Consider the following 14890-nt stretch of genomic DNA (forward strand, 5'->3'; position numbering starts at 1 on the left):
GCCGGCCCGCGTCTCCCAGTCCCGGTCGCGGTAGCCATTGCGCTGGGCGAGCCGCAGCGGGTTCTTCTCGCCATAGCTGGCGCCGATGGCCGCGCCCACCTCCATTTCCATCAGTCGCTCGGCGGCAAAGCCGATCATCTCCCGCAGCAGATCGGCATCCGGGGTCTTCTCCACGAGCCTGCGCAGGTTCATCATGTCGTCGGTCATCGGTGGTCCTTCCGAAATGGGTTGGCGTCAACAACCAAACCCTACCGGAAAGCGCCGATGACCACCCACACGCCGCTCGCTCGCTACAGCGATACTAACGGCGCGCTCGTGAGCGGCTCGCTACCGCCGAGCTACACCACCTGATGGGACACGACCGGAGCGTTCCCTTGCTTGAAAGGCGAAACGGAGCGCACAGCGGGATTGTTCAGCCGGCGAACAATTCCTCGTAGCCAGTTGTGACCATCCAATTCGCACGATCGACATGACTACGAAGAGCCTTCCTGGCGCGCTCCGGTTCGCGTGTTACATCGATTCCAAGGATCAGCTGGGCCATATCTTCATCGCTCGCGTTATCGGCGGAGGCATCTAGGAGCCGCATATAAGTCGTGAAATGCGCTTTATCGTATGCCGTGAGGCTGTCCGACCAGTGCACTTCGTCGGCAATTGGCGTGCTCGATTTAGGCTGTAACATCGCTGGTTATATCTCCGGAAAACGGCCTCCGCGAAGCCCTCCGCCAGCGGATTTAGATGCCCGATGTGGATTACATATTATAGTTGATAAACTCAAGCCGCGTAATCCGCTGGCTGTCGTGCATGGATATGCGCAGGTTGGTCGGACGTAATGTGCAGAGGATCAGGCTAAGGAAGCGTCTGACGCAGGAGCAGCTTGCCGAGATTTCCGGGTTCAGCCAGCAGTACATCAGCGGCTTGGAGAAGGGCCGAAGAAATCCGACGATCATCACGATCTATGAACTGGCATTGGCCCTCGGCGTCAGCCACACGGATCTGGTTCGGCCCGACAAACAGGCCTGACGCACCCACTTCCATAATTGCTACTGGCCCGCGCGCCTGACGGCGCGGGCCGGCTGCTCGTGAACCGCGCCCGGTCTTCTTCGGCAGGCTTCAGGGATCTTGCCCGGTTCGGCTTCGCGCCCCTGGCGCGGGGCAGCCTGTCGGCTGCTACTGGCAAGTACCTGGTCGGGTGCAGGCGGGGACGCCCACTCTTAACAACGGCTTCTTCAAGTATACCGAACAATCGGCTGCTATGCGTTGGATGGTCATCGCATGAAGTTGATCAGAACATTCCTCCGATTCGGACACCTCCCCGCCCAAGGGTTACAAGGCCACACCCTTCTAATCGATCCGGGTCGACTCGCCGTGCACGGCCAGCGTGGAGAGGGCGCCCGAGGCGCCCTTCATTTCAGATCGGCTGTCAGCAAGGGTCGCCTTCGCGTTGCGTATCAGAAGCGGTAGGTGACACCTGCGCCTATCAACCACGGATCGAGCGCAGCCTTCCCCGTCAGCTTCGCGCCGTCGACCGTGACGTCAAAGTCTGGCTTGAGGAAAAGCTTCTTCACGTCGAAGTTGACGCCCCAGTGCTGATCCACCATGTAGTCGAACCCGACCTGCAGCGCGGCGCCGAACGTGTTCCTAACCTTGAGAGCGTCGGCGCTGCCGACATCCTGGTTATAAAATATCGTGTAGTTCACGCCGGCACCAACATAGGGCTTGAAAGCGCCGAAACTGGTAACATAATACTGCAATGTGAGCGTAGGCGGAAGCATCCAAACCTTGCCGATCTTGCCCAGCCCGCCGATCGCTCCTTGGCCCCCGATGTTTGCATAGGTGGTGCCGAGTATGAGCTCGGCGGCGATGTTGTCCGTGAAGAAATAGGAGATATCGAGTTCCGGCGTCCCCGTGTTCGAATAGGAAAGATCGGAGCCGGGCACCGCTTTGACGTAGCCCGAGTCCTCAGTGACGACCCCCAACCCACGCAGGCGGATCTGCCAAGGGCTTGGTGCTTCCGTGACCGAGGCTCCCGCCTGCGGGACGCTCCCGGCTTGCGCTAGGTCCGCCGCGACGGCCTGCTGTCCCATCACCATGAGGAAAACGGCCGCTGTTACTCCCCGTGCCGCGCGCATTTGGTTTCTCGCCATAATATTCTCTCCTTGCTTTTTAGAAATGATGCACTGAACTACGAAAATTCTTGTTCGAATTGCGTGATTGGCGGAGCGCTCATGCGCAGTTTGCGTGGGACCGCGCCTCCATTATTTGCGCCGTGCTCGCAATCACCGACCTGTACTCACTTAGAAGTAAGCGGGATAACCAAAGGCCTGCAGCTTGCGGCCGTCTTACGCGCGTGACCTGGGTGGGACGCGGTCGTGCCGCTTCGTGGTGGCGAGCAGGATCGGCGGATAGGCGGCAAGGGTGGTCCCGGCGCCATAGTAGTGTGGATTTCCGGGCATCTTGCCAGAATTGTAAAGGTACTGACCGCGGCGCCTGATCACGGGAACCTTGTCAGGACGATCGAAGATCGCTGTCAGGGCCTCGTGGTCGCGATCGAACTGTGTTCCACCGAAGTGCCTCAGGGTCCTGGCAGACTGGCTGGCGGCCCAGGCAAGTGTCTGTTCTCCTTCTACATCTTCGAGCCAAAGATGGGGATCATCGTACGGAGCATTCAGCGTTGGGCGGAAATCGAATACGGTCATGTCCGGATAACGTGAAGAATGATGTCGACTGGAAAACAGCCGCAACGTCCTGTCGGCTCGGAAAGTCCAGTTTTCGCGGCTGCGACCGCATGTTCGGCGAGCTTGATCATAGCATGATTTCTCCTCAGTCCTTGCCGCAGCGCGTTTGGGGATAGCCTTGCACGTGTCGTGCCAAACGTGAAAATCATTTCACAACAACGACATGGCTCTGATTGCGGTGTGTCTCATGTCCGACTTTGTCGAAGACCCGACAACGAGTGCAGCTGTGACCGCCTGATAGAACCTCCTGTGCGAGCTCGGTGGGCACGGCGGAATAGCAATGAAGCTCACCGCGAAACTGGCCGAGCTTCGGATCGACATCGGCGACGGGGCGATCGACGACCACTACGTCGCTGGTGTCGTGCGCGGCACAACCTGATGACTCCGCGGCGGCGATCATCGAATAACTGCGTTTACGACGGCTCCATCCTGGCCGACCGGTGGGCGCGCAAAAGACTGCTGTGCGGCCTCATCCCTCCGCCTGGATTGAGTCGCAGGGACGGAATGGGTCGTGCTTTTGGAACCGGCAGAGTGGTCAGAACGCAATTCTCCTTCCCGCAATCTTTGCAGAGATTCGACAATCCAGCTGGTGAAGGTCCCAGATCGCGCAATCATAGATGCGCTCAGGTCTGGGCATGCGCCCATCCGCAACCATGTCATCAAGAGCATCGATCCGACACCAACACAGGCTTCCTCATGAGAGAGGCGTCGCGGCGGACATGAGATTGCGTCACTCTTCATGATCGCCGCCTCCGAGGATGTCGGGATCGAGCCAGTGCAACGGCACGATAGGGCGAAGGATTTGGCAGCTCTTGCAACTGCCGACCTCGAGGGAGACGGCATATCGCGATCTGCCCGGCAGAGACACCAGTTTATGCACTGTGCGTTCATGATGCTGGTCTCCATGAGAACTATTCTGGTGCAGAAGGTGCCCGATTAGCTATTCGGAAAAAGGCGACATCCGAAGTGCAAATCGGGCGCCGCCCTGAAGCGTCCCCCTCAATGTCGGATTTCGGACAGGATCGTAAATCCGCCAACTCATTGTTTAATAAAGTTTCCTTCTCTGGCATGGCCCATGCATGGGACTCTGCGAACCCATCAGCGAGACGTCGTCCATGATCATGCGCACCAAAAATGCCGTCGCCGTAGTGAACACCGCCCTCTCGCCTGCCATCAAGCCGCCGAAAGGCCGGGGCGTCATCGTCGGCCGGCGATTGCGCCGGCTTCAAACACCCTAATCGGCCTGCAAAGCGTCTCGTGTGACGGCGACGCGGGCATCCAGACGAACGGAAAGACATACTTCGTTGCCCCACGTCGCCGGCCTGACCCCTCGATTTCACCGCGCTGGAATGCTCCGGTCTACATTCGACGACGCGAACGCGCTGGACAAATTCTCGCAAACCCCGGTCGGGACCGGTGCTCCGAACGCCCGCGGGGGGCCCAATGACTGTGGCCGATATTCGCCGCGAACAAGCCGCCTAGTGGGAAGACTCTATAGGAGGAAGCAGTGGAATTGTCTTGCGTTGGGATCGGTGCTGGCCCGTCCAATTTGAGCCTTGCGTGTCAGCTACACGAGCAAGTTGGGAAAGGGGCGGTGTTCCTGGATCGGCAGGTCGACTTCCGCTGGCATCCAGGCAGTGCATTCGATTCCTCGAAGCTCCAGGTCAGCCACTTCAAGGACCTGGTCACTCTAGTGAATCCGCGATCAGCCTACACGTTCGTAAACTTCCTGCACGAGAACGGGCGTCTGTATCATTTCCTGAACGCACAGTTCGAAGCCGTGCTCAGAGTGGAGTTCGAACAATACCTGAGCTGGGTCTTCCACAGGAACCCACTTGTGCGTGGCGGCGAGACAGTGCGCGAAATCCGCTTTGACGGCGAGTTTCGGGTGCGGACGGATAAGGCGGTTCTCGCCGCCAGAGACGTCGTGGTCGGCATTGGCAAGCAGGCGCAAATTCCGCCTCAGTTCCAGGGCTGGACTGGACGCAACCTGTTCCACACATCTGTTTTACTGCACATCCACCCTGAGGTGCGGAGAAAGCATGTCTGCGTGGTCGGCGGAGGACAATCGGGAGCCGAGGTGATGTTGCATCTTATCGGCCTGCCGAAAGAACGGCGGCCTGCCTCGATCACTTGGGTCTCGCAGCGCGAAAACTATCTGCCTCTGGACAACAGCCCGTTCACAAACGAGTTGTTCATGCCCTGCTTTTCGGATCGTTTCGCGGCGATGAGCGAGTCGCAGCGTAAGCTGCTGCTGCGGCGTTTCGTGCTTGCCTCAGACGGAATTTCGGAAAGCACGTTGCGCGCGATCTATCAGGCGCTCTACCGCCACGCATTTTTCGAGCCAACCCGATCCGACATCACACTGCGGCCGGGCTGCACCGTCTCGCATTGCATCAACGCCGGCGCGGGTCACAGGCTGACCCTGCAGCACGGCATGGTCGAGCTCGAAGAAGTCGCGGCTGACATCGTCATCCTGGCCACCGGTTACGAGAACGCGATCCCAGACTTCTTGGAACCCATCGCGCACCGGCTGGAGCATATCGACAATGAATTAGCTATTCGCGAGGACTTTTCGGTGAGCTGGGACGGACCGCGTGACAGACGCATCTTCGTACAAAACGCGAGCCTCGGGCAGCGCGGCCTGGCCGATCCGAACCTAAGCCTGCTGGCCTGGCGCGCGCGCCGCATCCTCGATAGCCTTCTTGGGCGCGCGCCATGCGCGAACCCCGAGCATCCTGGCTTCATCAGCCATACCTCGATCGAGAACTGGCCCGCCCCCGTAGCCGAAGAAATGGGCAGCGGGATATGACTCGTAAACTTCTGGTCATCGGCGGTGGCATCCTGGGAATGATGTCCGCCTCCGCTGCGAAGGCCGGAGGCTTCTCCGAAATCATCGAGACCGAACAAGTTCTTGGACCAAGCGGCGCATCGCATTATTCTGGGGGCGTTCATTTCCCCTACGGTTGTCAAGACCGTACCAGGTCGCTCACTCGAAAGAGCGCCGTGGTCTTGCCGGCCATGGCTGGGTCGGCGGTCAGCGGATGGTGCCGGCCTTTAGCGATGCGCGTCGCGGCTGGACCGGGTGAACCGATTGATCCGGCCCAGTTTACCGAACCCCTGGACCCGGCTGAGCCTGACATAGGAAGTCTCGCGCCGAGCTTCTGCGGACAAAATCCGTCGGAGCGGAACGCACTTAGCATCGCCGTCCCACATGCATGGGACCGTCTCCGTGGACCCGCAACTTGCACAGCGCCCGACTGCCCTAATTGGGATGTCCGACCAACCAGTCTTTCCAAAAGGAGGCCTTTCGCATGTTGACTGATACACAACGAGACAAGTGGCAGAAAGACGGATACGTAAGGCTTGAAAGCTTCTTTGCGCCAGCGGCTCAGGAAGATATCTCCAATTTTGTCGAAGATGTGTCATGCTGGGATGTTAGCGATGATAAATGGCTTATGTGGTTCGAGAAGACGACGGACAATCGAAAGATCATATCCAAGATCGAGAATTTTCTCGACTTCCATGATCCATTGCGTCGTTTGCTCTTAGAAGATCAGCGCATAAAGTCAGCAGTCGATGATTTGCTTGGCGAAGATTCGCGCAGGCTCAAGGAATTGCTGATTTTCCACTACCCCGACAGCGGCGGCTATCTCCCGCATCAGGACATTTATCACATTCCACACAAACTCCCCGACCGGATGGTCCATGCGGTGGTTGCCGTAGGCATCGACGACTCCGACCCGGAAAACGGCGGGCTTTTCTTCAGCCTCGGCAACCACAAGAAGGGGGTGTTCCCCATGGATGCCGGTGGGGTGATCGATCCTCAAGTCGCCGAAACGTTCTCCTGGGAACCCGTAGTATGGAAGGCTGGCGACATCTTCATCTTCGACGATTACGCGCCGCACTACTCACGACCGAACAAAAGCAACCGTTCTCGGCGGACACTCTACTTGGTGTTCCAGCGTGCCTCAACCGGTGGGCCGACCCGCGCTGAATATAACGTGCTTAAGCGCGCCCTTAACCCGCCCGAGGGCAAAGTGGCCGATCTCGACAATCTCAAGCCCCCAAATGGCATCTTCTATCGCGATTGAGCTCACGCAGCCAGGCGGAGGCATGCACACGAAACTGATCGACCGCTCAAAAAATGCGCGGACGGTATGGCGGTCTGATTTGCGGGCTCGTGGAGCATCGGACGCTTTGGCACGTGGATTGTGGAGGGGTCACAGGCGGCCTTCTGTGTGCCTACAGCCCGACCTAGCGCCCCCCTTGGTCGCCCGCCTGCCGGCCCAGAGCTGCACTATCCTGGCCGGGCCGCCAACGGGTCGGGCTGCCGTTTCTCTCCATGAAGTGCACTTGAGGCTGTTCGTCGGCAGCCGAAGGTCCGTCCCACTCTTCAACAGCTTAGGTTCGTTGTCATGCGCAAATACACGTTTTCTCGAACGGAGCTGTCGCGAGCGTTCGGTATCGACACAGCCACGCTTGGAACGGGCAGTGCTCGCACGGGGTTTTCGTTCGGAAAGGTTGGACCCGGGGTCACATCCGAGCCCCATCGGCACGACGAAATCGAGGCCTTCGTGGTCCTGTCTGGTGCGGGCAAGGTCACCACCGACCTTGGGGAAATCTCGGTCGGGGCCGGCGACGTCGTTCTGTTCCATCCTTTTGAAGCGCATGTGCTGCGCAATGACGGGAACAAAGACCTGGATTTCGTCGATGTCTACTGGCGGGACGGCGAGGCCGCCCTTGATGCCGCTGCAAAGACCACGGCTCCACGCGGGCCGACCTTCGTCTTCTCCGCGCCACCAACGCCAAATGGCGATCTGCATCTGGGGCATCTTTCTGGCCCCTATTTCGGCGCTGACGTCTATACCCGTTTCCTGCGCATGAAAGGAGTCGAGGCGTATCACCTGACCGGAAGCGACGATTACCAGAGCTACGTCGCGACACGCGCCGCTACCGATCAATGGACGCCTGCAAACGTGGCGCGCTACTATTCCGACGAGATTCGCGCCACGCTCGCACTTCTCGATTGTGACGTCCACAGCTTCCAAGCCACAATGGGCGATGACGGTTACCGCGAATTTCAAGCCGCGTGTTTCCGAACTCTTCTGAGCAGCACGGCGGTAGATCTGCGCCAGAGCCCCGCGCTTTTCGATGCTGTGACAGGCCACTATCTTTATGAGCCGGATGTTAGAGGCCTCTGCCCCGATTGCGGCGGCTCCGCCGCTGGCAACATCTGCGAGGAATGCGGCGCCCCAAACCTTTGCCACGACTTGGGTGCAGCGCGGTCACGGCAGTCTGCCGAAGCGCCGCTGGTCGGCTCCCTCCGCCGTCCGGAACTTGCCCTGGACCGCTGCTACGACCTTATCGACCGGCATCTAAGGGCATCAGGCGTCCCGCTACGCATCTTGGATCTCTTCGCGCGCCTACGCCAACGCGGCGGATTTTCAGTACCCATTACCCACCCCTCGGACTGGGGCCTGCCGGCCGAAGGGTTCCCGGGGCAAGTGATCTGGGTCTGGCCGGAGATGGCCTTCGGTTTTCTTTACAACATCCAGGCGCTCGGCCGCTCGCTGGGTCGCGACTGGAATGCGGAGATGCCCGGCAGCGACTGGCAGATTGTCCATTTCTTCGGCTTCGACAATTCGTTCTACCACGCGCTACTCTACCCCGCTCTTTACGCCGAGGTCTTCTCCCAGTGGACGCCGCGCATCCACTATCACGTAAACGAGTTCTACCTGCTCGACGGCAAGAAGTTTTCAACCAGCTGCCGCCACGCGGTCTGGGGCAAGGACGTTCTGAGCCCAAAGACAGTCGACGTCGTGCGCCTCCATTTGGGCCTGACACGCCCGGAAGGGGAGCGGACGGATTTCACGCTGGACGGGCTGCGCCGCACCGAGAAGGAGGTCTTCCAAGGGATTTGGCTGAACTGGCTTGATGCGTTGGACCAGGAAATCAAGCAGGATTTTGCCGGCCATGTACCCGATGCAGGCGACTGGAGCCCAGTCGACCGCGCCTTCTTTGCTCGGATAGAGATCTATCGCGCGGCGATGGAGCGGGCATATTCGGACGAAGGCTTCTCGGTCCGGCGCGCGGCCGCTCAGGCCTGCGATTTCGTGCGCGATTGCGTGATCTACCGTCGGGCGCGAGACTATGCGGCTGCGCGATGTTTCTACCCCGCCCGCAATCGAACTTCGCTAGCCCTTCAGACGACGGCCGCTGCGATCATTGCACCGACAGTCGCTCCGCTGATGCCCCGATTCGCCAGAACGCTGGCGCGAGGCATCGATGGCGTCTCAACCGAAACATGGCCCCGGTCCGTCCAGCGCCTCGCACCCGGGACGCGCTTTGATCTCAGACCCGTGTTGGTGTTCTACGCCAAGTCCGGCAATCCTCACCTCGATGAGGAGGAAGCACTATGAGCCCAAAGGTGCACCAGTGAGCTGTCCCAATCTCGACCAGATCTGCGCGGCAACCAAAGCCGACCATGCCAAATATGCTGTCACTGGGGCGACCTGAACCAGCGCGTCGTCGACAACCCTGGCCCGCGGCTTCGAGGACCGCTCGGCCGGTCGCTTCCCAGCCCTTGCTGTTCGTGCCGCAATGCCGTGAGGGCTCGACTGCGCTGACCAACCTCTGCTGCATCGGGATTCCGTCCTCCAGCGGGTCAAGGCTGTCATGCGATTCGACCCGCTTGGTCAACCTGGCGCCTGGAGCGTGCGCCGATCACCAATGTGAACGCGAATGCCTGCGTGATGATATCTTCTATTCTGTCCGAGACTGTACCGGCGCGGCATTCAGCCGAAGAACAACTGAACTGACAATCGGAATGTAGCAGCTTCAAATTTGGGTCCGAAACCGGTATTGCTCACAACCAGCGTTCACGATCCAGCATGGTGCACAAGCTTCCAATCAGACCCGCGCAACGCACAGCCCTTCGCCTGAAGTATTCGGCGAGGGCTGCCAAATCGCAAGCGTATCCTCCTTAACATTCACGAGGTCTTCGCCGAAAATGCAGACGCTTGTCGCGGGAGAGATAGATGCCTAAATTATTAGGGTGCTCCTCAGGATTGCGTGTTTGCTCCGGTATGACGGCCCTAATCGAGGAGCGATTCTACAATTTACATGTTTGGGGATCGCTCACTAGGTACTCGGCCTGTGACCCTGCAAGTCGATGCTTCAGATGCCGCCCATGCAGAGATATTTCATTTCGAGGTAGTCCTCGAGGCCATGGCGGGAACCCTCCCGCCCGATTCCGGACTGTTTTATCCCACCGAACGGCGCCGCTTCCGAAGACATCCGGCCGGTATTTACCCCGACCATTCCATATTCCAAGGCCTCGGCGACACGCCAGACACGCTTCAGGTTAGAGGCATAAAAATAGGCCGCGAGGCCGTAGATCGTTTCATTGGCATCACGCACGACCTGATCGGCATCTTTGAAGTGAATAATCGGTGCGAGCGGCCCGAATGTCTCTTCGCGCGCGACGGTCATCTCGCTGGTGACACCGGTCAGGACCGTTGGTTGGAAAAACGTGCCATTCGTGCCGATGCGTTTGCCCCCGCATCGAATCGCGCCGCCTTTAGCTACGGCATCGGCAATATGGGATTCAATCTTGGCCAAAGCCTTCTTGTCGATGAGAGGCCCGATGTCCACTCTGCGCGCGAATCCGTCACCAACTTGAAGTTGGCGAGCCCGTTCAACGAATTTCTCGACGAACTCGTCGTGAACGCCCGACTGGACGTAAAGGCGGTTCGCTGAAACGCAGGTCTGGCCGGCATTGCGGTACTTCGCCTGGATCGCACCGTCTACCGCGGCATCGATATCGGCGTCATCGAAGACGATGAAAGGTGCATTGCCGCCGAGCTCTAGGCTGACTTTTTTGATCTGGGCCGAGCACTGGCGCATGAGTAGGCGCCCGATCTCAGTAGACCCGGTGAAGCTGATCTTGCGGACCTTGGGATTTGTGCAAAGTTCGCGGCCGACCGCGTCAGCTTCGGATGCATAGATCAGATTGACGACGCCTTCGGGAAAGCCTGCCTGATGGGCGAGGGCGAACATTGCTCCAGCCACGAGCGGCGTCTGTTCAGCGGGCTTGAGGACGATCGTGCAGCCCGCCGCCAAGGCTGGGGAGATTTTGCGCGCCACCATCGAGGCCGGGAAATTCCATGGCGTTATCGTGCCGACGAGCCCGATGGGCTGCTTGATCACCAGCATTCGGCGGTCGGCCGATGGTGCGGAGATCGTCTCGCCATAGACCCGATTTGCCTCCTCGGCATACCATTGCAGATACGCCGCAGCATGCGATATCTCCGATTTGGCTTCCGCAAGCGGCTTGCCCATCTCCGCAGTAAGAATTGCAGCGAGATCGTCGGCGTGGTCGATGATCAACTGATGCCATCGCCATAGAACGTCGCTGCGCTCACGTGCGGTAAACCCTGCCCATCGAGGCTGCGCGACATAGGCCTTGTCGATCGCAGCGCATGTCTCCTCGACACCCATATCGGGTAGTTCTGCCAGCACTTCGCCGGTCGACGGGTTGAGAACCTCAAATGTCTGCTCGCCCATCCGCGTGCCAAGTGCCGGCAGGCGATCGATGGGTCCAAACAGGTCAGGGGATCGCAGGTGACGGATCATCGGCGGGCACAGGGGCAATACCGGATTCCTCCTCAACGCAGCAGGTGTATATAGCAGGTGGGGTGTTTATTCCGGACGTAAAGGTTCCTTATAGGGCCTCGGCCATACAGCTAGCAGACCACGGTACCCAAGTGGGAGGGAGACGCTACAAGACGCCTAGCGGTTCTACTAGTCGGGCTCGACCGGTCGGTTGCGCGGTGGCAGATCCGGCCCGCGCAACCTTGCCATAGGTCTTCGCGGCCAGCGCCTTCACCGTCTCAGGCTCTGCGTCGCCGGCCACCACCAGCACGGCGTTGTTCGGTCGGCGGTATTCGTTGCACATCGTGAACCGATCGGTGCCGTTCAGCTTCTTCATCTCCTGCGTCCAGCCGTTCACCGGAATGCGGTAGGGCTGATTCGGCCGCAACGTCGCGTTGACCTCCTCGTCCACCAGACTTGAGGGTCCGTCTCTCTGCGCCAACGGCGCTCCTCCAGGATCACGTTTCGCTCGGTCTCGATATCATCGTCGTTGAGAATGAGGTTGAACATGCCATCGGCCTCGAAGCCCATCATCTCGCCCAAAGCGATTTATAGGCAATGAGGGCGGTATTGTAGCCGCTGTCTGAGACGGCTCCGTCGAACTCGCTGTCGGCGCGGTTGGGCGTCGCCCTAAAGATCAGACGCTCGAGGGAAGGGGCAAGGTCGGGTTTGCCCGGTGGCTCGTCGGCGCTGCGGACCTTGTGCCAGATCATATGAGTGACGATTTGCGCGGAGTCATGTCGACTGTTCCATGCCATCATCGAGCAGGAAATCCGTAATCTTGCAGCCGTCGGTGGCGGCCAGAGCCGGAGCGGTCGTCGCCAGGGCCAGGGCGGTGGCAGTGAATGCCTTGCGCAGCCAGGGGGCGATCGATGGCTCCGGTTGGAAAGGCAAGTTTCGAGGCAGTGATTTGTTCCTCATTTTCCTGAACGGGCTGCGTCTTCGATCTCGGCGGGCAGGCCGAGCCAGATGAATCATGCGGCCAAGGCTCACTCGAGCCTCATCTTGGGATGAGCCCAGGAGACCGGCGGCGGTGTTCATGGGGGGATGGTCATTGGAGGGATTTTCCTTGATCCGCGACGCCTTGCGGACGACCACGCATGCACCGTGCCAGATCAGAAAACATTCGAGGCATGTGGACAAGTCAGTCTGACATGTTGTGCATCCGACATTGTGGGCCATCGAACAGGGCTGAAGGCGACGCGAGCACGGCTGAGAATATCTTCTTCATTGGAAGACGATTGGGCGCGCTGCTGGGGAAGGGGGACGGGATGCGCTTCGAAGGCCGCTGCACCGACGGTCAGAATTGAAATGTTGTCGCTCCAGCGGACCGATGTCCTCGACAGTCAGACCGGGCGGTGCTGAAGGGTAGAGGCGTGAGCAGCGTAGCTAAGTGGGCGCCGACCCAGCTCGCGCGCGAAGACGGACCTGAAAAAAACGGCGGGTGGCGACATTCGCGAGGCGCTGGAAAACGAGGTCGTAGGACTGGGCGGGAAAAACGATGCCGTTGCTGTCTTCTGGCGTGATGGCCTGCCGCGAGGCGGTTGAACAGTGATGAGTTGCTGCGGAAAGGGGAGTGTTTTCGCGGGACCTTGGTCAAGGTAAGAAACAAACGTCGAGCTCGCCTTGGATGGGGGCATGCAGCACATTTGCCGCTGCAGGACAGCAGCACGGAAGCTGTCCGCGCTTGCCGTCGTCCATGGGAACCAAACAGCAGAATTTAGCGGTCGCGATTGATTTCATGTGCATAAAATACCGCCTGGTGCGCTCGGCTGCAAATGCACCCTGGCGAGTGGTCGCTTAGGTCAAGAGCATCGCGTGAGTAACAGCCTTACCTTGCTCAATCTGATGCGCGCTAACCGCCTCGCCGGATTGTGGAACTGCTCGCGGGTGGCTTCTACCACAAACAGCAAGGTCATGAAATCAAGCAGGAAGTCGTCAATCGCTTGGGCGATTGTTTCTGACTTGCCCTTGAACTGGTCCAGCAAAACGCGCGCGCTATCGATCGCTTCCACGCTGGTCGCATCGATCAACCCCTCGACCCTCTTGAAACAATCCAACTCGAAACTCCTTAAGGCGCTCCCAAGGTGTTATGCACGAAGGCAGCTCCGTGAACTACCCGGCCTTTTGACCTGGCGGCACGAGCAGCGGTCGGCCTTACGTCCCGCGCCTCCAAACACGAGCCATCGACGTGGCGCTGAGGAGCGTTGGAGGAAATTGGGCGCTTCCGGCCACGCTCGAGCGGTAGTATAGGACAGTGCTTGCTGGCGGCTACGCCCACAATGGAGTGCGCCAGCTGATCGGGGCTTAACAATTTTTCGCTTTTTGCTGCGCCCAACTCTCGGCTATGACTGGGACAGGCCTAATGGCCGCCCACGTGCATTGTAGAAGAAGGAACAAGTATATGACGACTGGAACGGTAAAATGGTTCAACAGCACCAAGGGGTTTGGATTTATCCAGCCCGACAATGGCGGTCCGGATGTTTTCGTCCACATTTCCGCTGTCGAACGCGCGGGCCTCTCGACCCTCGCTGACGGCCAGAAGATCAACTATGAGATCGAGCAGGACCGCCGCACTGGCAAGTCCTCAGCTGGCAGCCTGAGCAAAGCTGGTTGAAATTTCTCCTGCGAAGTCGCAAGAGTGGGCGTGTAGGCCCGGAAGTGCTCACTGCCGCTCGATAGGGACGAGCAAAAAGTGAGGGCAGCAGATTGCTGCATGGGTCGCGAATTCCTCATGAAACAAGTTGTTGGAAAGGAAGGCGGGGTCGGCCCCGCCTTTTTTATGCGACGCCCAGATTAAGCCGACGGCTGCAACGCTGCAGAAGGAATTTCAATTGCCGCAATCAAGCCGCGACCTTCTTGCGAGTTCGCTTCGTCGGCACCGGCGCTTCCGGCTCTCTCGGCGCTTTCGGTTTGCGGCCGAGCCCCATCGTTTTCGCCAGTGACGAACGCTTCGCGGCGTAGTTCGGCGCCACCATGGGATAATCCACCGGCAGGCCCCATTTGGCCCGATATTCACCCGGCGTCAGCCCATAGTGGGTCGACAGATGGCGCTTTAAAGATTTGAATTTCTTCCCGTCTTCAAGGGAGATGATGTAGTCCGGTGTCACCGACTTCCTGATCGGGACTGCAGGCGTAAGGGCAACCGGCTCTTGTGCAGAGATACCTCCGGCCGTCGCTCTCAGAGCCGCATGCACTTGGCCGATGAGGGCAGGGAGATCCCCCACCGGGATCGGATTGTTGGACACGTAGGCCGACACGACATCGGCGGCAAGCTCAATGAGGGTGTCGACGTTTTTTCCGGCTTCTTCTGTCATGAAACTCTCCAGGCGGTGAAACATAGTCAGCGAAGCGTCGCTTCATAGGGCCGGTTGCCGCTGAAAGCAACAATGTCTCTGACTGCGTTATTGCCAATGCTCGTCCAGAAGCGACATCGATGCGCCATATTTCGCGGCGTGACCGCTGAGCCACTCGTTGTTGGCGACCCTGCCGAGGTGCGT

At 59.2% G+C, this 14890-nt stretch carries 15 protein-coding genes; 6 read left to right on the forward strand and 9 right to left on the reverse strand.

Going from position 1 to position 14890, the window contains the following annotated elements:
- A partial coding sequence (locus tag NKI46_RS29320; RefSeq protein WP_352749306.1) for a transposase occupies positions 1-207 on the reverse strand: 207 nt, incomplete at its 3' end.
- A gap of 205 nt (positions 208-412) precedes the next feature.
- Entirely contained in the window at positions 413-679 is a 267-nt protein-coding gene (locus NKI46_RS29325) for a DNA -binding domain-containing protein (RefSeq protein WP_352749308.1), read from the reverse strand.
- Positions 680-801: 122 nt separating this feature from the next.
- Here NKI46_RS29325 and NKI46_RS29330 point away from each other — a divergent pair, with 122 nt between their 5' ends.
- A complete protein-coding gene (locus tag NKI46_RS29330; protein ID WP_023730016.1) occupies positions 802-1020 on the forward strand; it encodes a helix-turn-helix transcriptional regulator in 219 nt (72 codons plus the stop codon).
- A 428-nt stretch (positions 1021-1448) separates the two neighbouring features.
- Here NKI46_RS29330 and NKI46_RS29335 read toward each other — a convergent pair whose 3' ends face one another.
- Both NKI46_RS29335 and NKI46_RS29340 read right to left on the reverse strand, forming a co-directional pair.
- Positions 1449-2129, reverse strand: coding sequence for an OmpW/AlkL family protein (locus tag NKI46_RS29335; RefSeq protein WP_352749346.1), 681 nt, complete (start codon positions 2127-2129; stop codon positions 1449-1451).
- Positions 2130-2339: 210 nt separating this feature from the next.
- Positions 2340-2696 (reverse strand): hypothetical protein, encoded by a 357-nt coding sequence (locus NKI46_RS29340; protein WP_352749312.1) that lies wholly within the window; start codon positions 2694-2696, stop codon positions 2340-2342.
- Positions 2697-3850: 1154 nt separating this feature from the next.
- On the opposite strand from NKI46_RS29340, the gene NKI46_RS29345 reads away from it, so the two are divergent.
- From NKI46_RS29345 to NKI46_RS29360, 4 genes are all read left to right on the forward strand, one after another.
- Positions 3851-3973 carry a hypothetical protein gene (locus NKI46_RS29345; RefSeq protein WP_352498940.1) on the forward strand — a complete coding sequence of 41 codons (123 nt, stop codon included), beginning with the start codon at positions 3851-3853 and terminating at the stop codon, positions 3971-3973.
- Positions 3974-4242: 269 nt separating this feature from the next.
- Positions 4243-5547, forward strand: a complete 1305-nt coding sequence (locus NKI46_RS29350; RefSeq protein WP_352749315.1) for a lysine N(6)-hydroxylase/L-ornithine N(5)-oxygenase family protein — start codon at positions 4243-4245, stop codon at positions 5545-5547.
- A 502-nt stretch (positions 5548-6049) separates the two neighbouring features.
- Entirely contained in the window at positions 6050-6829 is a 780-nt protein-coding gene (locus tag NKI46_RS29355; RefSeq protein WP_352749317.1) for a phytanoyl-CoA dioxygenase family protein, read from the forward strand.
- Positions 6830-7153: 324 nt separating this feature from the next.
- Positions 7154-9157, forward strand: a complete 2004-nt coding sequence (locus tag NKI46_RS29360; RefSeq protein WP_352749319.1) for a class I tRNA ligase family protein — start codon at positions 7154-7156, stop codon at positions 9155-9157.
- A gap of 757 nt (positions 9158-9914) precedes the next feature.
- Here NKI46_RS29360 and NKI46_RS29365 read toward each other — a convergent pair.
- From NKI46_RS29365 to NKI46_RS29380, 4 genes are all read right to left on the reverse strand, one after another.
- On the reverse strand, positions 9915-11372 hold the full coding sequence (locus tag NKI46_RS29365) for an NAD-dependent succinate-semialdehyde dehydrogenase (RefSeq protein ID WP_352749321.1): 1458 nt from the start codon (positions 11370-11372) through the stop codon (positions 9915-9917).
- A 145-nt stretch (positions 11373-11517) separates the two neighbouring features.
- Positions 11518-11802, reverse strand: a complete 285-nt coding sequence (locus tag NKI46_RS29370; protein ID WP_352749323.1) for an insulinase family protein — start codon at positions 11800-11802, stop codon at positions 11518-11520.
- A gap of 323 nt (positions 11803-12125) precedes the next feature.
- Positions 12126-12431: a hypothetical protein gene (locus NKI46_RS29375; protein WP_352749326.1), complete on the reverse strand. Its 306-nt coding sequence runs from the start codon at positions 12429-12431 to the stop codon at positions 12126-12128.
- 764 nt (positions 12432-13195) lie between these two features.
- Positions 13196-13423 carry a hypothetical protein gene (locus NKI46_RS29380; RefSeq protein ID WP_245260682.1) on the reverse strand — a complete coding sequence of 76 codons (228 nt, stop codon included), beginning with the start codon at positions 13421-13423 and terminating at the stop codon, positions 13196-13198.
- Positions 13424-13794: 371 nt separating this feature from the next.
- On the opposite strand from NKI46_RS29380, the gene NKI46_RS29385 reads away from it, so the two are divergent.
- The gene (locus NKI46_RS29385) at positions 13795-14007 is read left to right on the forward strand and encodes a cold-shock protein (protein ID WP_023671852.1); all 213 of its coding nucleotides are present in this window, start codon (positions 13795-13797) and stop codon (positions 14005-14007) included.
- Between the two features lie 226 nt (positions 14008-14233).
- On the opposite strand, the gene NKI46_RS29390 is transcribed toward NKI46_RS29385, so the two are convergent.
- A complete protein-coding gene (locus NKI46_RS29390) occupies positions 14234-14707 on the reverse strand; it encodes a Ros/MucR family transcriptional regulator (protein WP_023693512.1) in 474 nt (157 codons plus the stop codon).
- Between the last annotated feature and the right edge of the window lie 183 nt (positions 14708-14890).

Source organism: Mesorhizobium sp. M0615, from assembly GCF_040320805.1.
In the GTDB taxonomy this organism is placed as follows: Bacteria; Pseudomonadota; Alphaproteobacteria; order Rhizobiales; family Rhizobiaceae; genus Mesorhizobium.